The organism is Chitinophaga oryzae, assembly GCF_012516375.2.
GTDB classification, from domain to species: domain Bacteria; phylum Bacteroidota; class Bacteroidia; order Chitinophagales; family Chitinophagaceae; genus Chitinophaga; species Chitinophaga oryzae.
In genome coordinates this window covers 7411671-7427234 of the sequence record NZ_CP051204.2, presented here as the reverse complement: position 1 = coordinate 7427234, position 15564 = coordinate 7411671, and the positions used below count along the sequence as shown (strand labels likewise).

At 49.6% G+C, this 15564-nt stretch carries 13 protein-coding genes; 6 read left to right on the top strand and 7 right to left on the bottom strand.

Annotation, left to right across the window (positions count from 1 at the left end; all coding sequences use genetic code 11):
- Positions 1–30 precede the first annotated feature (30 nt).
- Both HF324_RS29355 and HF324_RS29350 read left to right on the top strand, forming a co-directional pair.
- Positions 31–717, top strand: a complete 687-nt coding sequence (locus HF324_RS29355) for a DedA family protein (RefSeq protein WP_168806915.1) — start codon at positions 31–33, stop codon at positions 715–717.
- Between the two features lie 78 nt (positions 718–795).
- Positions 796–2031, top strand: a complete 1236-nt coding sequence (locus HF324_RS29350; RefSeq protein WP_168806914.1) for an MFS transporter — start codon at positions 796–798, stop codon at positions 2029–2031.
- Here the strand turns inward: HF324_RS29350 and HF324_RS29345 are convergent.
- The 3 genes from HF324_RS29345 to HF324_RS29335 form a co-directional block, all read right to left on the bottom strand.
- Entirely contained in the window at positions 2028–2489 is a 462-nt protein-coding gene (locus HF324_RS29345) for a MarR family winged helix-turn-helix transcriptional regulator (RefSeq protein ID WP_168806912.1), read from the bottom strand. The two genes, HF324_RS29350 and HF324_RS29345, sit on opposite strands and share 4 nt — an antisense overlap.
- Before the next feature lie 241 nt (positions 2490–2730).
- A complete protein-coding gene (mdh, locus tag HF324_RS29340) occupies positions 2731–3672 on the bottom strand; it encodes a malate dehydrogenase (protein ID WP_168806911.1) in 942 nt (313 codons plus the stop codon).
- A 77-nt stretch (positions 3673–3749) separates the two neighbouring features.
- A complete protein-coding gene (locus HF324_RS29335; RefSeq protein WP_168806910.1) occupies positions 3750–4265 on the bottom strand; it encodes a peroxiredoxin family protein in 516 nt (171 codons plus the stop codon).
- Between the two features lie 190 nt (positions 4266–4455).
- Between HF324_RS29335 and efp the strand changes: the two genes are divergently transcribed.
- From efp to accC, 3 genes are all read left to right on the top strand, one after another.
- Entirely contained in the window at positions 4456–5022 is a 567-nt protein-coding gene (efp, locus tag HF324_RS29330) for an elongation factor P (RefSeq protein ID WP_168806909.1), read from the top strand.
- 108 nt (positions 5023–5130) lie between these two features.
- Entirely contained in the window at positions 5131–5619 is a 489-nt protein-coding gene (gene accB, locus HF324_RS29325; protein WP_168806908.1) for an acetyl-CoA carboxylase biotin carboxyl carrier protein, read from the top strand.
- 128 nt (positions 5620–5747) lie between these two features.
- Positions 5748–7085 carry an acetyl-CoA carboxylase biotin carboxylase subunit gene (gene accC, locus HF324_RS29320; RefSeq protein ID WP_168806907.1) on the top strand — a complete coding sequence of 446 codons (1338 nt, stop codon included), beginning with the start codon at positions 5748–5750 and terminating at the stop codon, positions 7083–7085.
- Positions 7086–7138: 53 nt separating this feature from the next.
- On the opposite strand, the gene HF324_RS29315 is transcribed toward accC, so the two are convergent.
- From HF324_RS29315 to HF324_RS29305, 3 genes are all read right to left on the bottom strand, one after another.
- Positions 7139–7951, bottom strand: coding sequence for a hypothetical protein (locus HF324_RS29315; RefSeq protein WP_168861470.1), 813 nt, complete (start codon positions 7949–7951; stop codon positions 7139–7141).
- A gap of 168 nt (positions 7952–8119) precedes the next feature.
- Positions 8120–10309 carry a glutamine synthetase III family protein gene (locus tag HF324_RS29310; RefSeq protein ID WP_168806905.1) on the bottom strand — a complete coding sequence of 730 codons (2190 nt, stop codon included), beginning with the start codon at positions 10307–10309 and terminating at the stop codon, positions 8120–8122.
- Between the two features lie 249 nt (positions 10310–10558).
- Positions 10559–10768 carry a hypothetical protein gene (locus HF324_RS29305; protein WP_168861469.1) on the bottom strand — a complete coding sequence of 70 codons (210 nt, stop codon included), beginning with the start codon at positions 10766–10768 and terminating at the stop codon, positions 10559–10561.
- A gap of 58 nt (positions 10769–10826) precedes the next feature.
- On the opposite strand from HF324_RS29305, the gene purL reads away from it, so the two are divergent.
- The gene (purL, locus tag HF324_RS29300; RefSeq protein WP_168806902.1) at positions 10827–13049 is read left to right on the top strand and encodes a phosphoribosylformylglycinamidine synthase subunit PurL; all 2223 of its coding nucleotides are present in this window, start codon (positions 10827–10829) and stop codon (positions 13047–13049) included.
- A 188-nt stretch (positions 13050–13237) separates the two neighbouring features.
- On the opposite strand, the gene HF324_RS29295 is transcribed toward purL, so the two are convergent.
- Positions 13238–15562, bottom strand: coding sequence for a TonB-dependent receptor (locus HF324_RS29295; RefSeq protein ID WP_258539563.1), 2325 nt, complete (start codon positions 15560–15562; stop codon positions 13238–13240).
- Positions 15563–15564: the final 2 nt, after the last annotated feature.

The window sequence follows — 15564 nt, the reverse complement described above, 5'->3', positions numbered from 1 at the left end:
TTTACCGATTCTGAACAGAATTTACTTAGCATGGACCAGATTTTAGAGTTTTTTAAACACCTCATTAATCCCTCGTGGATTATTGAACATGGTGGCCTGTACCTGTTACTGGCGATTATTTTTGCGGAGACCGGTTTATTTATTGGCTTTTTTCTCCCCGGCGATTCCCTGCTCTTTGTGGCAGGTATTTACAGTGAAGATCTCTGCCGGAGTTTCTTTGATATGCCGTTTTTTTTCGTGATGCTGCTGATTGCGCTGGCCGGTGTGCTGGGCAATATGGTGGGTTTTTGGTTCGGTAAAAAATCCGGCCCGCTGTTGTTTAAAAAGAAAGACACCTTCTTTTTCAAAAAGAAACACTTGCACCAGGCACATGATTTCTTCGTAAAATATGGCGGCGGCGCCATTTTCCTGGCCCGTTTCCTCCCCATTATCCGCACTTTTGCCCCTATCGTGGCAGGTATGGTGCAGATGGACAGAAAGAAATTCATGCTGTTTAACATCATCGGTTCCTTTGCCTGGGTGTTTTCCATGATGCTGGCCGGTCATTACCTGGACAAGCTTTTCCCCAACCTGAAAAACCACCTTGAGCTGATCATCCTTGTGATCATCCTGATCACCACCTTACCGGTGATCATCAAAATCGTTTTCGGAAAAGTGAAACACCACCCGGACCACGATCAGCCGGAAGTGACCAACACATCAGATACCACCTTGTAATAATTTTTTTTGAAAATGGGCTATTCATTAGCCCATTTTTTATTTTACAGTTATTTCTTTTATCAACCAAAAGTCCACATGAAAACTGATAGCCGCCCCGCTTCTATCTTTAACGTTGCCGTGATCGTAGCGTCACTGGGTTATTTTGTAGATATCTATGACCTGCTCCTCTTTACGATTGTACGTGTTCCCAGCCTGAAGGACCTGGGCCTGCCGCAGAGCGAAATTGACGCGGGCGCCGGTTTGCTGCTGATCAACGTTCAGATGCTGGGCCTGCTGATCGGAGGCATTGTCTGGGGCATTATCGGTGACAAAAAGGGGCGTCTGAGCGTGTTGTTCGGTTCTATCCTCATTTACTCCGTCGCCAATATCGCCAATGGATTTGTTCATGGCATCAACGGATATATCCTGTGGCGTTTTGTGGCCGGGTTCGGGCTGGCGGGCGAATTGGGGGCAGGTATCACCCTGGTGTCAGAGATCCTGTCTAAGGAAAAGCGGGGGTATGGTACCATGATAGTGGCCACGGTCGGTGTTTCCGGCGCTATAGCGGCCAATCTGATCGCCAAACTGGTGGGCGACTGGCGGATTTGTTATTTTATAGGAGGCGGCCTGGGGCTGTGTTTGCTGATACTGCGGGTGAGCGTGATGGAGTCGCACATGTTCAATGCTGTACGTACTTCCACGGCGGCCAGGGGTAGTTTTTTTGCTTTATTCACCAGCCGGGAGCGGTTTCTTAAGTACCTGAAATGTATTTTGTTAGGAACGCCGACCTGGTTTGTGGTAGGAATCCTGATTGTTTTTTCCAACAAGTTTGCGAAGGAAATGAATGTGGCCGGCGATATCAATCCTGGTGATGCGGTGGCTTTCTGTTATGCGGGGATCACCGTGGGGGACTTTGCCTCCGGTGTGCTCAGCCAGCTGTGGAGAAGCAGGCGTAAGGTCATGCTGGTGTTCCTGGTGCTGACAGGCGCTATGGTGGCTGTATACCTGAATATGTTCGGTGCGGCCACCTGGGTGTTTTATGCCGTTTGTTTTATCCTTGGCTTCAGTGTTGGCTTCTGGGCCATTTTTGTCACCATTGCCGCAGAGAGTTTTGGCACCAACCTGCGGGCTACGGTGGCCACGACGGTGCCTAATTTTGCACGGGGCATGTTACCGCTGATATCCCTGCTGTTTGTGCAGGTACAGCATTCTTTTTCTTTTCTGCAGAGTGGCGCTATCGTAGCCGTGATATGCATCGGCATAGCGATGATAGCGGCGTGGAAGATTGAAGAGACGTTTGGTAAGGACCTGAATTATCTGGAAGAGATTTAGTGGTAGGCTTCCAGCATTTTGTCCAGCAGCTTATTGAGCTGACTGAGTTCTTTTTCGTTCAGTGCTTTGAAGGTGTCATTCAGTTGACCGATTTCCGTGTCAATGGCACTGAGCAGTTCCAGGCCTTTGGCGGTGATTTTTACGTCTACCGCTCTTCTGTCCAGTTCACAGCTTTTACGTTCCACGAGGTCCGTTTTCCGCAGTCTTTCCACGAGGCGCGACACATCACTCATTTTGTCGAGCATGCGGTCTTTCAATACGTTGATGCTGGCGGCTTTGGGGTGTTGTCCGCGGAGAATGCGCAGTATATTGTACTGCTGCATGGTGATGTCGTAACGTTTGAAAAACTGCTGATGACGGGAGGTGATCCAGTTGCCCACGAAGATGAGGCTCACAAGTCCCCGCTGATTTTCATCTCCGAAATTTTTTTGTGTAATGAGTTTTTCAAGATTTGACATACGCTGTTGCTATGAGTTAGCGAAATGGTGCCCGTATTTGTTTTGGAAGTATTTCATTTGTACCAGTTTATGCAGGCTCTGGATCAAAATTACGAATCTTTTTTAACACTGGTTAACATTAGCAATTACGAATTACGGATTACGAATTACGAATTGAGGGTTCTCTTATAGACGGTTATTTAGTAACCTTTCCAAAAGAGAACCCTCAATTCGTAATTCGTAATCCGTAATTCGTAATTAATTAAGCAGTGGCAGACTGCATTTTATCCAGGACGTCCATTACTTCTTTCACGTGTTGGGCGGAAGTATCGAGCAGTGCTTTTTCGTCGGCATTGAGTTGCAGTTCCAGGATTTTTTCGATACCGTTTTTGCCCAGTACCACGGGAACGCCAAGGTAGATGTCTTTCAGGCCGTATTGACCGGTGAGCCAGGCGCAAACGGGGAAGATGCGTTTTTCATCTTTCACGATAGCTTCCACCATTTGGGCGGCTGCAGCGCCGGGAGCGTACCAGGCGGAAGTGCCGAGGAGGTTGACGATTTCGCCGCCGCCTACTTTGGTGCGCTGGATGATGGCATCGAGTTTATCGGCGGCCACCAGTTCAGTTACCGGGATACCGCTGACAGTGGTATAGCGGGGGAGGGGCACCATGGTGTCGCCATGGCCGCCCATAAGGATAGCCTGAATATCTTTAGGGGAACATCCGATTTCGTCTGCCAGGAAGGCGCGGTAGCGGGCGGTATCGAGGATACCGGCCATGCCGAATACTTTACTGCTGTCTTTTTTGGCAGTCAGGTAAGCGCAGTAGGTCATCACGTCCAACGGGTTGCTGACAACGATGATGATAGCGTTTGGAGAGTGTTTGGTAATATTTTCAGTAACCGATTTAACGATGTTTGCGTTGGTGGAAATCAGGTCATCGCGGCTCATACCGGGTTTGCGGGGGAGACCGGAGGTGATGACTACCACATCGCTGTTGGCGGTTTTGGCGTAATCGTTGGTAACGCCGGTCACCTTAGTGCTGTAATAATCAATGGGTGCTTGTTGCCAGGTGTCGAGGGCCTTGCCTTCAGCTGTTCCTTCCTTAATATCCAATAAAACCACTTCCTGCAGAAAATCTCTATGGGCCAGCACATTGGCGCAGGTAGCGCCCACATTTCCAGCTCCTACTACTGTAACTTTCATCTTGTCGATAGCTTTAAAAGTGAAGAATGATTATAATAAACAAATGTAATGATTCGGGATCAGATCCGGCCGCAGTACTATTTCCATTTTATGGGAGTGTAGCCGAGGTAGTGCACCAGTGAATCCAGTTTCACCGTGCCTTCAAACCCTTTGATAAACTGTTGTTTTTTATCATACAGGTAAAGTCCCGGGAAGTAGTGGAGGTCGTAGAAGTACATGATCTGGCGGGTGGGTTCGCTGGCCATTATAATATTGGGGTATTTTTTGATGTTATAATGATCATAGTATTCCTTCATCTGCTCTACTTTAAAGGGCGTTATCATCAGGATCTGTGTTTTTTTGAACTTTTCCATGTTTTTCAACATATCTTCCGTCAGTTGTTTACAGTGGTCACAGTCCACGCTGAAAACAAAAATCATGGTTTTTTCGTTTTTGCGGAGGTCATTTTTGGTGATGGTATGGCCGTCCGGCAGTGTCAGCGGGAATGCGGGGATGATGGGATACTGTAAATAGGCCGGTTTGGAGGGAGTGGTATTCTGAGCCTTCAGGAACATTGGTACACAACACAATACAAATAATAAAAACTGACGCATACTACTGTTGATTTGCTTGATTTAAAATTCAATTTAGCCCTTTAATGTCATTTATTGGAGAAAAAAGACGAAAATTGGGTCGAAAAGAGACGAATCTGCCTAATTTTAGGAATTTGTTGTTCGTTCATATGCAAAAATTTCTACTTTTGCAATCCGTATAAATTTTTAACTTAAAATCAGTAACCTATTTATGGCTACCACCGCAGATATCAGAACAGGATTAATCATCAAGCTGGATAACAGTTTGTATTCTGTTGTAGAGTTTGGTCAAAACAAAACCGCCCGTGCAGCTGCAAAAGTTTGGGCTAAATTGAAGGGCGTTGACAATAGCCGTTCTATAGAGCACACCTGGAACTCCGGTGATACCATTTTCCCGGTTCGTATCGAGAAGAAAGCATTCCAGTTTTTATATAAGGATGACACCGGTTACAATTTCATGGACAATGAGACATTTGAACAGATTGCCATGCCGGAACAGTCCATCGATGCTCCCCAGTTCCTGAAGGAAGGTCAGGAAGTAATGGTTCAGATCAACACTGAAACAGAACAGTACATGGCGGTGGAACTGCCTGACAAGATCGTGGTACTGGTCACTTACTCTGAGCCTGGTGTGAAAGGTGACACTGCCACCCGTACACTGAAACCTGCTACTGTGGAAACTGGTGCAACCGTGATGGTGCCGCTGTTTGTGGAAGAAGGCGAACTGATCCGTGTGAATGCAAAAACCGGCGAATACATCGAAAGAGTAAAGGCGTAATTCATTCCCAGAAAATTATTTATTGGCTGCCGGGCTGCCCTTTGGGTGGCCCCGGTTGTCCGGTAAAGGACCATAACGTTCATAAATTATAAACCAAAAACTGTCTACATGGACTTTAAACAGATTCAGGAACTGGTAAAAATGATCAACAAATCAAATATCAGTGAACTGAGCATTGAGCAGGACAAGTTCAAGATTACAATAAAACAGAAAGACAACGAAGTACAGCAGGTAATCGCTGTGCCTGCGGCCGCAGCGCCGATCCAGGCGGTGGCAGCTGCAGCTCCGGCAGCCGCTCCGGTACAGGCAGCAGCAGCACCCGCACCAGCTGCCGCGCCATCTGCGCCTAAAGCAGATAACCTGATCACTATCAAATCCCCGATGATCGGTACCTTCTACCGTTCAGCAGGACCTGATAAAGCTCCTTTCATCAATGTAGGCGATGAAGTAACTGCCGGCAAGGTAGTATGCATCATTGAAGCGATGAAGTTATTCAACGAAATCGAAAGTGAAGTGAGCGGTAAGATCGTCAAAGTACTTGTTGACGATGCCACTCCGGTAGAATACGATCAACCTTTGTTTTTAGTAGAACCGTAATAACAGCCATTAGTGCTTAGCAGTTAGCCTTTAGCCTCTGACATATTTTTTACAGGGTTAAAGGCTAACTACTGGGAACTAATGGCTGAATTGCTACTTAGCTATTATAATCACTTATAAGGAAAACAATGTTTAAAAAAATATTGATTGCCAACCGTGGCGAGATTGCCCTTCGGATTATCCGTACCTGTAAGGAAATGGGTATCAAAACGGTAGCAGTTTATTCTACTGCAGATAAAGACAGCCTGCATGTGAAGTTTGCGGATGAAGCTGTGTGTATTGGTAAACCACAGAGCAGCGAATCTTACCTGAACATCCCTCACCTCATGGCTGCTGCCGAGATCACCAATGCAGACGCTATCCACCCGGGCTACGGCTTCCTGGCGGAGAATGCGCGTTTTGCTGAGATCTGCGGCGAACATGGTATCAAATTCATCGGCCCTACCCCGGAAATGATCCGCAAAATGGGTGACAAGATGACTGCGAAAGAAACCATGATCGCAGCCGGCGTACCGGTTATCCCGGGATCTGACGGCCTGCTCCAGAGCGTCGAAGAAGCTAAAACCCTCGCTAAAAAAATGGGTCTCCCCGTGATCCTGAAAGCTACTGCCGGCGGCGGTGGTAAAGGTATGCGTGTGGTTTGGGACGAGAGCGAACTGGAGAACGCCTATAACATGGCTAAAAATGAAGCCCGCGCTGCTTTCAATAACGACGGCATCTACATGGAGAAATTCGTGGAAGAGCCCCGCCACATTGAAATCCAGGTTGCAGGTGACCAATATGGCAAAGTATGCCACCTGTCTGAAAGGGACTGCTCTATTCAACGCCGTCACCAGAAACTGGTGGAGGAATCTCCTTCTCCTTTCATGACGCCGGAACTGCGCGAAAAAATGGGCGAAGCCGCCATCAAGGCTGCCAGCGCCATTAACTACGAAAGCGTGGGCACCATCGAATTCCTGGTAGACAAACACCGCAACTTCTATTTCATGGAAATGAACACCCGTATCCAGGTGGAACACGGTGTGACGGAAGAAGTGATCAACTTTGACCTGGTAAAGGAACAAATCAAGATCGCGGCGGGAATTCCTATCTCCGGTAAAAACTATACGCCACAGATGCACGCCATCGAATGCCGTATCAACGCGGAAGATCCGTACAACGATTTCCGCCCTTCTCCGGGCAAAATCACGACCCTGCATATCCCGGGCGGCCACGGCGTACGCGTGGATTCCCATATCTATGCCGGTTATGTGATCCCTCCGTATTACGACTCCATGGTCGCTAAAATCATCACCATGGCGCAAACCCGCGAGGAAGCCATCAATACCATGGAGCGCGCACTGAGCGAATTCGTGATTGAAGGCGTTAAAACAACTATTCCTTTCCACCAGCAGCTGATGCGTAACGAAGACTTCCGTAAAGGCAACTTTACGACCAAGTTCACCGAAACCTTCAAACTGGTATAAGAAAGTGCACTGTATTGGAAAAGCTCCGGAGATGTCTCCGGAGCTTTTCTGTTTTATGGCCGGTACTCATACCGGATGGCGCCGCGATGATAGAAGATGCCCAGTATATTGGTGTTGGGCTGCATTTCGGTCGCCAGCCCATAAGTATCATAGCTGATGGCATTTCCCGGGTTGTTGGTGTTATAGTCCCTGTCCACAAACTGCCATACAGGATGCAGCCGGTGGAAGTTGGGCTTGTTGTCGTACACCGGATAAGTGATCGATGTGTCCGGAATAGCATGGGGATAAGGTATTTCTACCCGGATAGTCACTATTTTCCAGGCGTTGCCGGTATTGTTGTAGGAGTAGTTGACGGTTGTCCGGAAGCGGGGAATGTCCGGTACCAGGTCTGTCGTTACCGTTTGGGTGATACGGCTGTAGCTGTCGTAGTTATAGCTGGTGGTACGGACGCCCTGCCCGGTGATACGCAGCGGGGTGACGGTTGTGTCGAAGGTGCCGAAGACGAATGTGGTGTCGCTGATGATACGGCCGGCAGCGTTGAGCACGTAACGGTGTGCCATTTCAAACATATTCAGGCCGTTATCATAGGCGCCTACGCTGGCGATAAGCCGGTGCTGGTTGTCATAGCGGAACAACCACATAGGATAACCGGTGGACACACTGGAGGGGGTGATGCTGACAGGGTTGCCCAGCTGGTTGTAGGCGACGCGGGAGGAATCGCTGTATAGCGGGTCCAGTTCTTTGAGCTGAATAATCCGTGCGGTGGGGTGCCCGGGCGGAACGATAATGGGCCCGGGTTTGAGGCAGGCCGGCAGTAACAGGACGGCGATGATGGCGCAGTACAATGCGCAGGGGCGTTGGTTCATGGGTATATTGATTTTGGTGAGGAAAAACTTCCTGTGGCAGGTGTACGGGCTAATGGGGCAGGAGGGGTAACGGTCGGGGATATACTTTAATATACGCAGAAATACCAGAAAAACAAAGCCCCGGATAAAAATCCGGGGCTAATCATACACCAAAACAATCTTACGGTTTTATCGCAAGAAAAGCAGTTCTCTGTACTTAGGCAGTGCCCATCTTTTATCATCTACCAGGAACTCCAGTTTATCGGAGTGGTAGCGGATAATATCGAAGTACGGTTTAATTTTTTCGCAGTATTCGATCGCTTTCTGGCGGCTGTCGGTCAACTTGTTGGTCACTTTACGTTGCTCGATCATGGCCTGAACGTTTTCGCTGATCACATTGATGTGTTCAGAAATTTTGGCAGCGATCTGTGTTTGTGCTTTGAAGGCAGCTTCACCCATGCCAATTTCTTTCAGTCCGCGGATATTGCTGATCAGGTCGTTGAGATAGCTGATCGCAGCGGGTAAAATAGTGTTGGTGGCCAGGTCTCCGATTACACGGGCTTCGATCTGTACTTTCTTCACGTAGTCTTCCAGCAGGATCTCGTGACGGGCGTGTAATTCTTTTTCGGTATAAACACCGGTTTCGGTATACAGCTGGGCGGCTTTAGGAGTGATCATCGCATCCAGCGCTTTAGGCGTGGTTTTGATGTTCTGCAGACCTCTTCTTTCGGCTTCTTTTTCCCATTCTTCGCTGTAGCCGTCGCCTTCGAACAATATTTTTTCCGAATCTACAATATATTTCCGAAGAGTTTGCATGATGGCAATCTCTTTTTTCTCACCTTTTTCGATCAGGCCGTCCACTTCCACTTTAAAGTCGGTCAGGGTTTTGGCCACGATGGTGTTCAGAACGGTCATAGCGGAAGCGCAGTTAGCGGTAGAACCTACGGCGCGGAACTCGAACTTGTTGCCGGTGAACGCAAAAGGAGAAGTACGGTTACGGTCGGTGTTGTCCAGCATCAGTTCAGGAATGTGACGGTGCAGGTCCAGTTTGAGGATGGCTTCGTCTTGTTCGTCGAACTTATTGCTTACGCGGGATTTTACTTCCTGCAGTACATCATAGAGATATTTACCGGAGAACACGGAGATGATAGCCGGAGGCGCTTCGTTGGCACCCAGGCGGAAGTCGTTGCTGGCAGAAGCGATAGCAGCTCTCAGCAGGTCGGCGTAGTCATGTACCGCTTTGATGGTGTTCACGAAGAACGTGAGGAACATCAGGTTGGTTTTCGGGGTTTTGCCCGGAGCCAGCAGGTTTACACCGGTATCGGTGGCCATGCTCCAGTTGTTGTGTTTACCGGAACCGTTGATACCCGCAAATGGTTTTTCGTGCAGCAGCACTTTCAGTTTGTGGCGTTTGGCCACTTTATTCATGATGTCCATCAGCAGGGAGTTGTGGTCCACAGCGATGTTCACTTCTTCAAAGATAGGAGCGCATTCGAACTGGGAAGGAGCTACTTCATTGTGGCGTGTTCTCAAAGGAATGCCCAGTTTGTAAGCCTCTTCTTCGAAATCGCGCATGTAAGCATATACGCGCTCAGGGATAGAGCCAAAGTAGTGGTCTTCCAGCTGCTGGCCTTTGGAAGGAGCATGACCTACAACGGTGCGGCCGGTCATGATCAGGTCAGGACGGGCATTGGCCAGGTTTTCGTCAACGAGGAAGTATTCCTGTTCCCAACCGAGGGTAGGCGTTACTTTGGTAACGTTTTTATCGAAATAGTTACATACGTCTACAGCGGCTTTGTCGATGGCAGCCAGTGCTTTCAGCAGCGGAGCTTTATAATCGAGAGATTCGCCGGTGTAGGATACGAATATGGTAGGGATGCAGAGTGTTTTACCATAACCCTGTTCCAGGATGAAGGCAGGGGAGGAAGGGTCCCAGGCAGTGTAGCCGCGGGCTTCAAAAGTAGCTCTCAGGCCGCCGTTGGGGAAGCTGGAGGCATCAGGCTCCTGCTGTACCAGCGCATCGCCGTCAAAAGTTTCCAGTGCAGAGCCGTCGCTTTTCAGGGTGAAAAAGGAGTCATGCTTTTCTGCAGTGGTGCCGGTCAGGGGTTGGAACCAGTGAGTGTAGTGCGTCACTCCTTTTTTCATGGCCCAGGCTTTCATGCCGGAAGCAATTTGCTCCGCCATTTTGCGTTCCAGTTTGGTGCCATTTTTAATGGAGTTCATCAGGCTTTTATAAGCCTCATCACTCAGGTATTCCCTTACAATTCTTCCGGCAAAAACATTGCTGCCAAATACCTCGGTTATTTTGCCGTTGTGTTCGGTGAGTTTGGTGTCTACGCCAGCTAATCCTTCCAGCGCGGTGAAACGTAACGATTGCATGCTGTAATAATTTTAACACAAAAGAACGGCAAGCGCGTTGTAAATGCAAATAAATTGTTCAGTTTAACCAAAAAATTACATTTCGTGGTTTGTAAAGGTGTTTTTTTTAAGAAATGAATAAAAAAAAGAGCTCGTTAAGGTCTGAAACTGATAAATTAAAAAATTAATAATATGAAATGACGGATTCGGCCATTTCTCTACTTTAGGCAAATCGTATGTAAAAGAAGCTGCACAGGGAGTAGAGAGGCGTTATAGGAGCGGATTGCGCCGCATACAGACAACAGGGAGAAAGCGGCGCCGGTAACGCAGCACAGGTGCTGTTCCCCGCCGGCAGTGGAAGGTGCCGATAAGAGGGGACGCCGCGAAAAAGAGGCTGGCAGGAGTGCTGCGTTCCGCCTTCCGGTCCTCTGCTATCATTTTTAAGGCCGCCGCATCACCCCATTTCTTGGCATTTGCCATAAAATCTTGTAGGTTTGCATCTTCTTTTTAATTACTCGTTTTTTTATACTTAAACTACATGCAAACCACCGTAGAAATTGCTGAACAGCTGGGCCTTACTGCTGACGAGTTTGAACGTATTGAATCTATCTTAGGGCGTAATCCCAACTTTACCGAATTGAGTATGTACTCCGTTATGTGGAGTGAGCACTGCTCTTACAAAAACTCAATCGTATGGCTGAAGTCATTACCACGCGAAGGTGACCGCCTCCTCGTGAAGGCAGGTGAGGAAAACGCCGGCCTGGTAGATATCGGTGATGGATACGCAGTTGTATTTAAAATAGAATCCCATAACCACCCTTCTGCCATTGAGCCCTTCCAGGGCGCTGCTACCGGCGTTGGTGGTATCCACCGTGATATCTTCACCATGGGCGCCCGTCCTATCGCGGCACTGAACTCCCTGCGCTTCGGCAATATCAACGATAAAAAAACACAGCACCTGGTAAAAGGTATCGTACACGGTATCGGTCACTACGGTAACTGCTTCGGTGTCCCCACCGTAGGCGGCGAAACTTATTTTGAAGACTGTTATGGTACCAACCCGCTGGTAAACGCCATGAGCGTGGGTATCGTAAAAGTAGGACAGACCGTTTCTGCTACTTCCCACGGCGAAGGCAACCCCGTTTTCATCGTAGGCTCTGCTACCGGTAAAGACGGTATCGGCGGCGCTTCCTTTGCTTCCGCCAACATCACGGAAGACAGCGCGGAAGACCTGCCGGCTGTACAGGTAGGCGACCCCTTCCAGGAAAAGAAACTGCTGGAAGCCTGCCTCGAAGTCATCAAAACCAATGCTATCATAGGCATGCAGGATATGGGCGCTGCCGGTATCACCTGCTCCACTGCCGAAATGAGCGCTAAAGGCGAACACGGTATGAACATCTGGCTGGATAAAGTACCTACCCGCCAGGAAAACATGAAAGGATGGGAAATGCTGCTGAGCGAAAGCCAGGAACGTATGCTCATCGTAGTGAAAAAAGGCCAGGAAAAACCTATCCTCGACATCTTCGAAAAATGGGACCTGCACTGCGTTCAGATCGGTGAAGTTACCAAAGACACTAACCTGAAATTCTATATGAACGGTGAACTGGAAGCTGACGTGCCTGCTGAAAGCCTCGTGCTCGGCGGAGGCGCTCCTCAATATCACCGCGCTTATACTGAGCCTGCCTACTTCCAGAAAATCAAAGCGTTCGATATCCAGAACGTTCCCGATACTGAACATCCCCGCTTCGCGGCCGAAAGGATCCTCGCATTACCTAACATCGCTTCCAAACGCTGGATCTACAACCAGTACGACAGCATGGTAGGTACTGCCAACGCCACTACCAACGCTCCGAGCGACGCTCCGATCGTACTGGTAAAAGGCACCAGGAAGGCGCTGGCCATGACCACCGATTGTAACAGCCGCTACGTATTCGCCGATCCTCACAAAGGCGGCCAGATCGCTGTTGCAGAAGCTGCCCGCAACATCGTTTGCTCCGGCGGTGAACCACTGGCCATCACCAACTGCCTCAACTTCGGTAACCCTTACGATCCGGAAGTATACTACCAGTTCGTACACGCCGTACAAGGTATGGGCGAAGCCTGCCGTAAATTCAATACCCCCGTTACCGGCGGTAACGTGAGCTTCTACAACCAGTCACCCGACGGCGCGGTATACCCTACCCCAACCATCGGTATGGTGGGCCTGCTCGACAGCCTCGATCAGCGTATCACCCTCGACTTCAAAGAAGCCGGCGACCTGGTATACCTGCTGGGCCGCAGCCGCAACGATATCAACAGTTCCGAATACCTGCACAAAATCATCGGTATCGAATACAGCCCTGCTCCGCACTTCGATCTCGAAGAAGAACTGCAACTGCAGAAAGCTGTCGCTAAACTGAACAAAGCCGGCCTGCTCCAGTCCGCGCACGATGTCAGCGAAGGCGGCCTGTTCGTAACCATGATGGAAAGCGCCATGCCTAAAGGCCTGGGCTTTGAACTGCAGCTGAACGACAAATTCCGTAAAGACGCCTACCTCTTCGGTGAAAGCCAAAGCCGCGTAGTGATCTCCATCAAACCGGAAGACAAAGAGAAATTCGAAGCTGTCATGCATGGCCTGATCGACGCGACCGACGTTTCCGTTCGTTACGTGAAAATAGGCACCGTAACCGGCGATCACGTGAAAGTAGGTGAGGAAGACTGGGGTAAAGTAAGCGACTGGAAACAGATCTACGATACTTCTGTGGAAGAACACCTGAGATAGTTCACGCGAAAGGCGTCACGCAAAGGCGCAAAGCAGCAAAGAACGCAAAGTTTTAATAAGATTAGTAAGAAAGCAAAGGAGCGAAGATCAAATCGAATTGGTCTTCGCTCCTTTGCTTTCTTTGTTTTCTTATTTATTTTCTTTGCGTTCTTTGCTGCTTTGCGCCTTTGCGTGACGCCTTTGCGTGACTAGAAGTTATACCGGAAACCCAAATTAAACCGGGCGCCGCTGCCTTTGATATAGGAATCCGTTCTCACCCGCGCCTGCGACATTACCGGGTAATAATCGGCATTCAGCAGGTTATCCACTCCCAAACGGATGGATGCGGCAGAGTTGAACCGGTAAGCAGTATACAGGTTGACGAGTGAGAAATCACCTACCGGTCCGGCGCCCAGATCATACTCTTTGGTGTTGGGGTTCGGATCGAAGCGTTTCCGTACGCCGGAGTAGATATAATACACGCCAAGGTCCCACTGTTTCAGCGGAGAATAATTCACGTTGACTGTCATCTTATCCGGTGTGATGCGGGTGGTCGGCAGCCATGTCTTCACCCCGTTGACCTCTTTTTTACCTTCCACATGGGTATAGGCTGCATTGGCAGAGAGGTTGGGGAGGAACTGATAACCTGCTGTAATCTCAAAACCCTGTACACGCTCGGGCGCTCTCTCCGGCACGGCCACGCCGTTAACGTCTTTCAGGCTGGTACCGAGATTGGAGGTGCTGATAAAATAAGAACCTGAAGCGTTGAATTTACCGATGTTACTGTTGAAGCCCGCCTCGTAGTTATTGGTAATAATCGCTTTGGTCTCGATGGTCTTGATACTGGTGGAACCGTTGCTGACAGCCTTGGCCAGCCGCAGGGTACGGCCCAGGTCGTACAGGGAGAAGCTCTGGGAATAGCTGACAAACGGGTTGAACGCCGGGAACCGGGTATAACGCAGGCCGGCATTGAACACCAGGGCTTCGTAAGGCAGGTTGCCGCCCTTTACGAAGACACCGCCGGCATAGTTGCCGAATTTGATGGTGGTATAGTCGGGGATATCGAGCCGGATATTTTCGTAACGCAGGCCAGCTTTCACCAGGAAGTCTTTGAACAGGTAGGTTTTCAGTTGTGCATAAGGCGCCAGGTTCTTCATGTTCATCTGCGGCACGAAAGGACGGCCGTCTGTCAGCGGCTGCGCTGTTTTATCGTTCAGCACGTCGATGCCCCAGGTAACGTCGCCGTGCAGGTTCGGATGGAAGTTGAACAGCGTGTTGAAATTCACGCGGGCGCCCATTTTTTTGGAAGTAATGGCGGAATTGCCCGGTGGCGCGTAGAAATCTGAATATTCGAAGACAGTGTAAAAGTCCTGGTAGTACAGGTTTACGTTCAGCGATGTGTTGCGGAAGATGTTTTTGCTGGTAAAATTCACATAGGCGTTGTGGTTATAGGGCGTGCCTTGCTTGTCGCCTGGATTGGTGCCAATAACGCCAATGATGGGGCGTTGCCCGAATTTACCGCCGGAGTCAACATAGCTGCTGTTCTGCATGGTACGGTAATAGTTGTACATCACTTCCAGCCGGTTGTTGTCATTGAAGTTGTATCCCAGTTTGGCGAACAGGTTTACGTTTTCGTTCTGGCTGAGTGACTGGAAGGGGGCAATTACTTCGCCTTTGGCGTCTTTGTTGACACCGGTTTGCTCATAGGTGCCTGCCACTACGTAGTCGAATTTGTTCAGGCGGCCGCTGAACTGCTGCGCCACGCGTGCGCCCAGGCTGTTGGCCGCACTGGTGAGCGAGCCGCCGGCACTAATGTCGGTGCTGCCGCTGAAACGTTTATTGGGGTTGGCTTTGATGGTGATGAAGTTGATGATGCCGCCGTCGGCGCCGTTGCCATAAATGGCCGTGGAGCCTTTGATCACTTCCACTCTTTCAATGACAGACACGTCGATGCTGCGCATGTCTTTATCGCCGTTGCGCAGCGGTGTGGATTGCGGGATACCGTCAATCATGATCAGCATACCGCGGCCACGCAGGGTTTGTCCTTTGTTGGTAGAAGTATTGGTCCCCAGCGTAAGGCCCGGCACGTTCATGCTCAGCAGCTGGTTGATGTCGGTGGTGATGGCGCTTTGTTCCCGTAGTTGTTTGCCGGTGATGATGGTGATGGAAGAAGGGACGGTGCCGAGCGTTTCCCGGTTACGGCTGGCGGTGACCACTACTTCGTTCAGCCCTACGTCAGACGGTTGTATGGTGAGGGCAAGCGTGGTAATGCTGTCGGTGATGGTCACCGGTTGTTCCAGCGTATTGTAGCCGGTGCCGGTGGCAATCAGTTTGTAGCTGCCGGGTTTTATGTTATGGATGCTAAAGGTGCCGTCGGGGCCGGACAGTGCATGTTTCTGCGTTCCTGCCAGGTATATGCGCAGCATGGGAACGGCTGTTTGCGCTGTATCGCGGATAGTGCCGGTCAGTTTTTGTGCAGTTGTCTGTAGCGTAACCAGGAGTGCTATAAAACACAATACCAGGTATGGTTTCATTT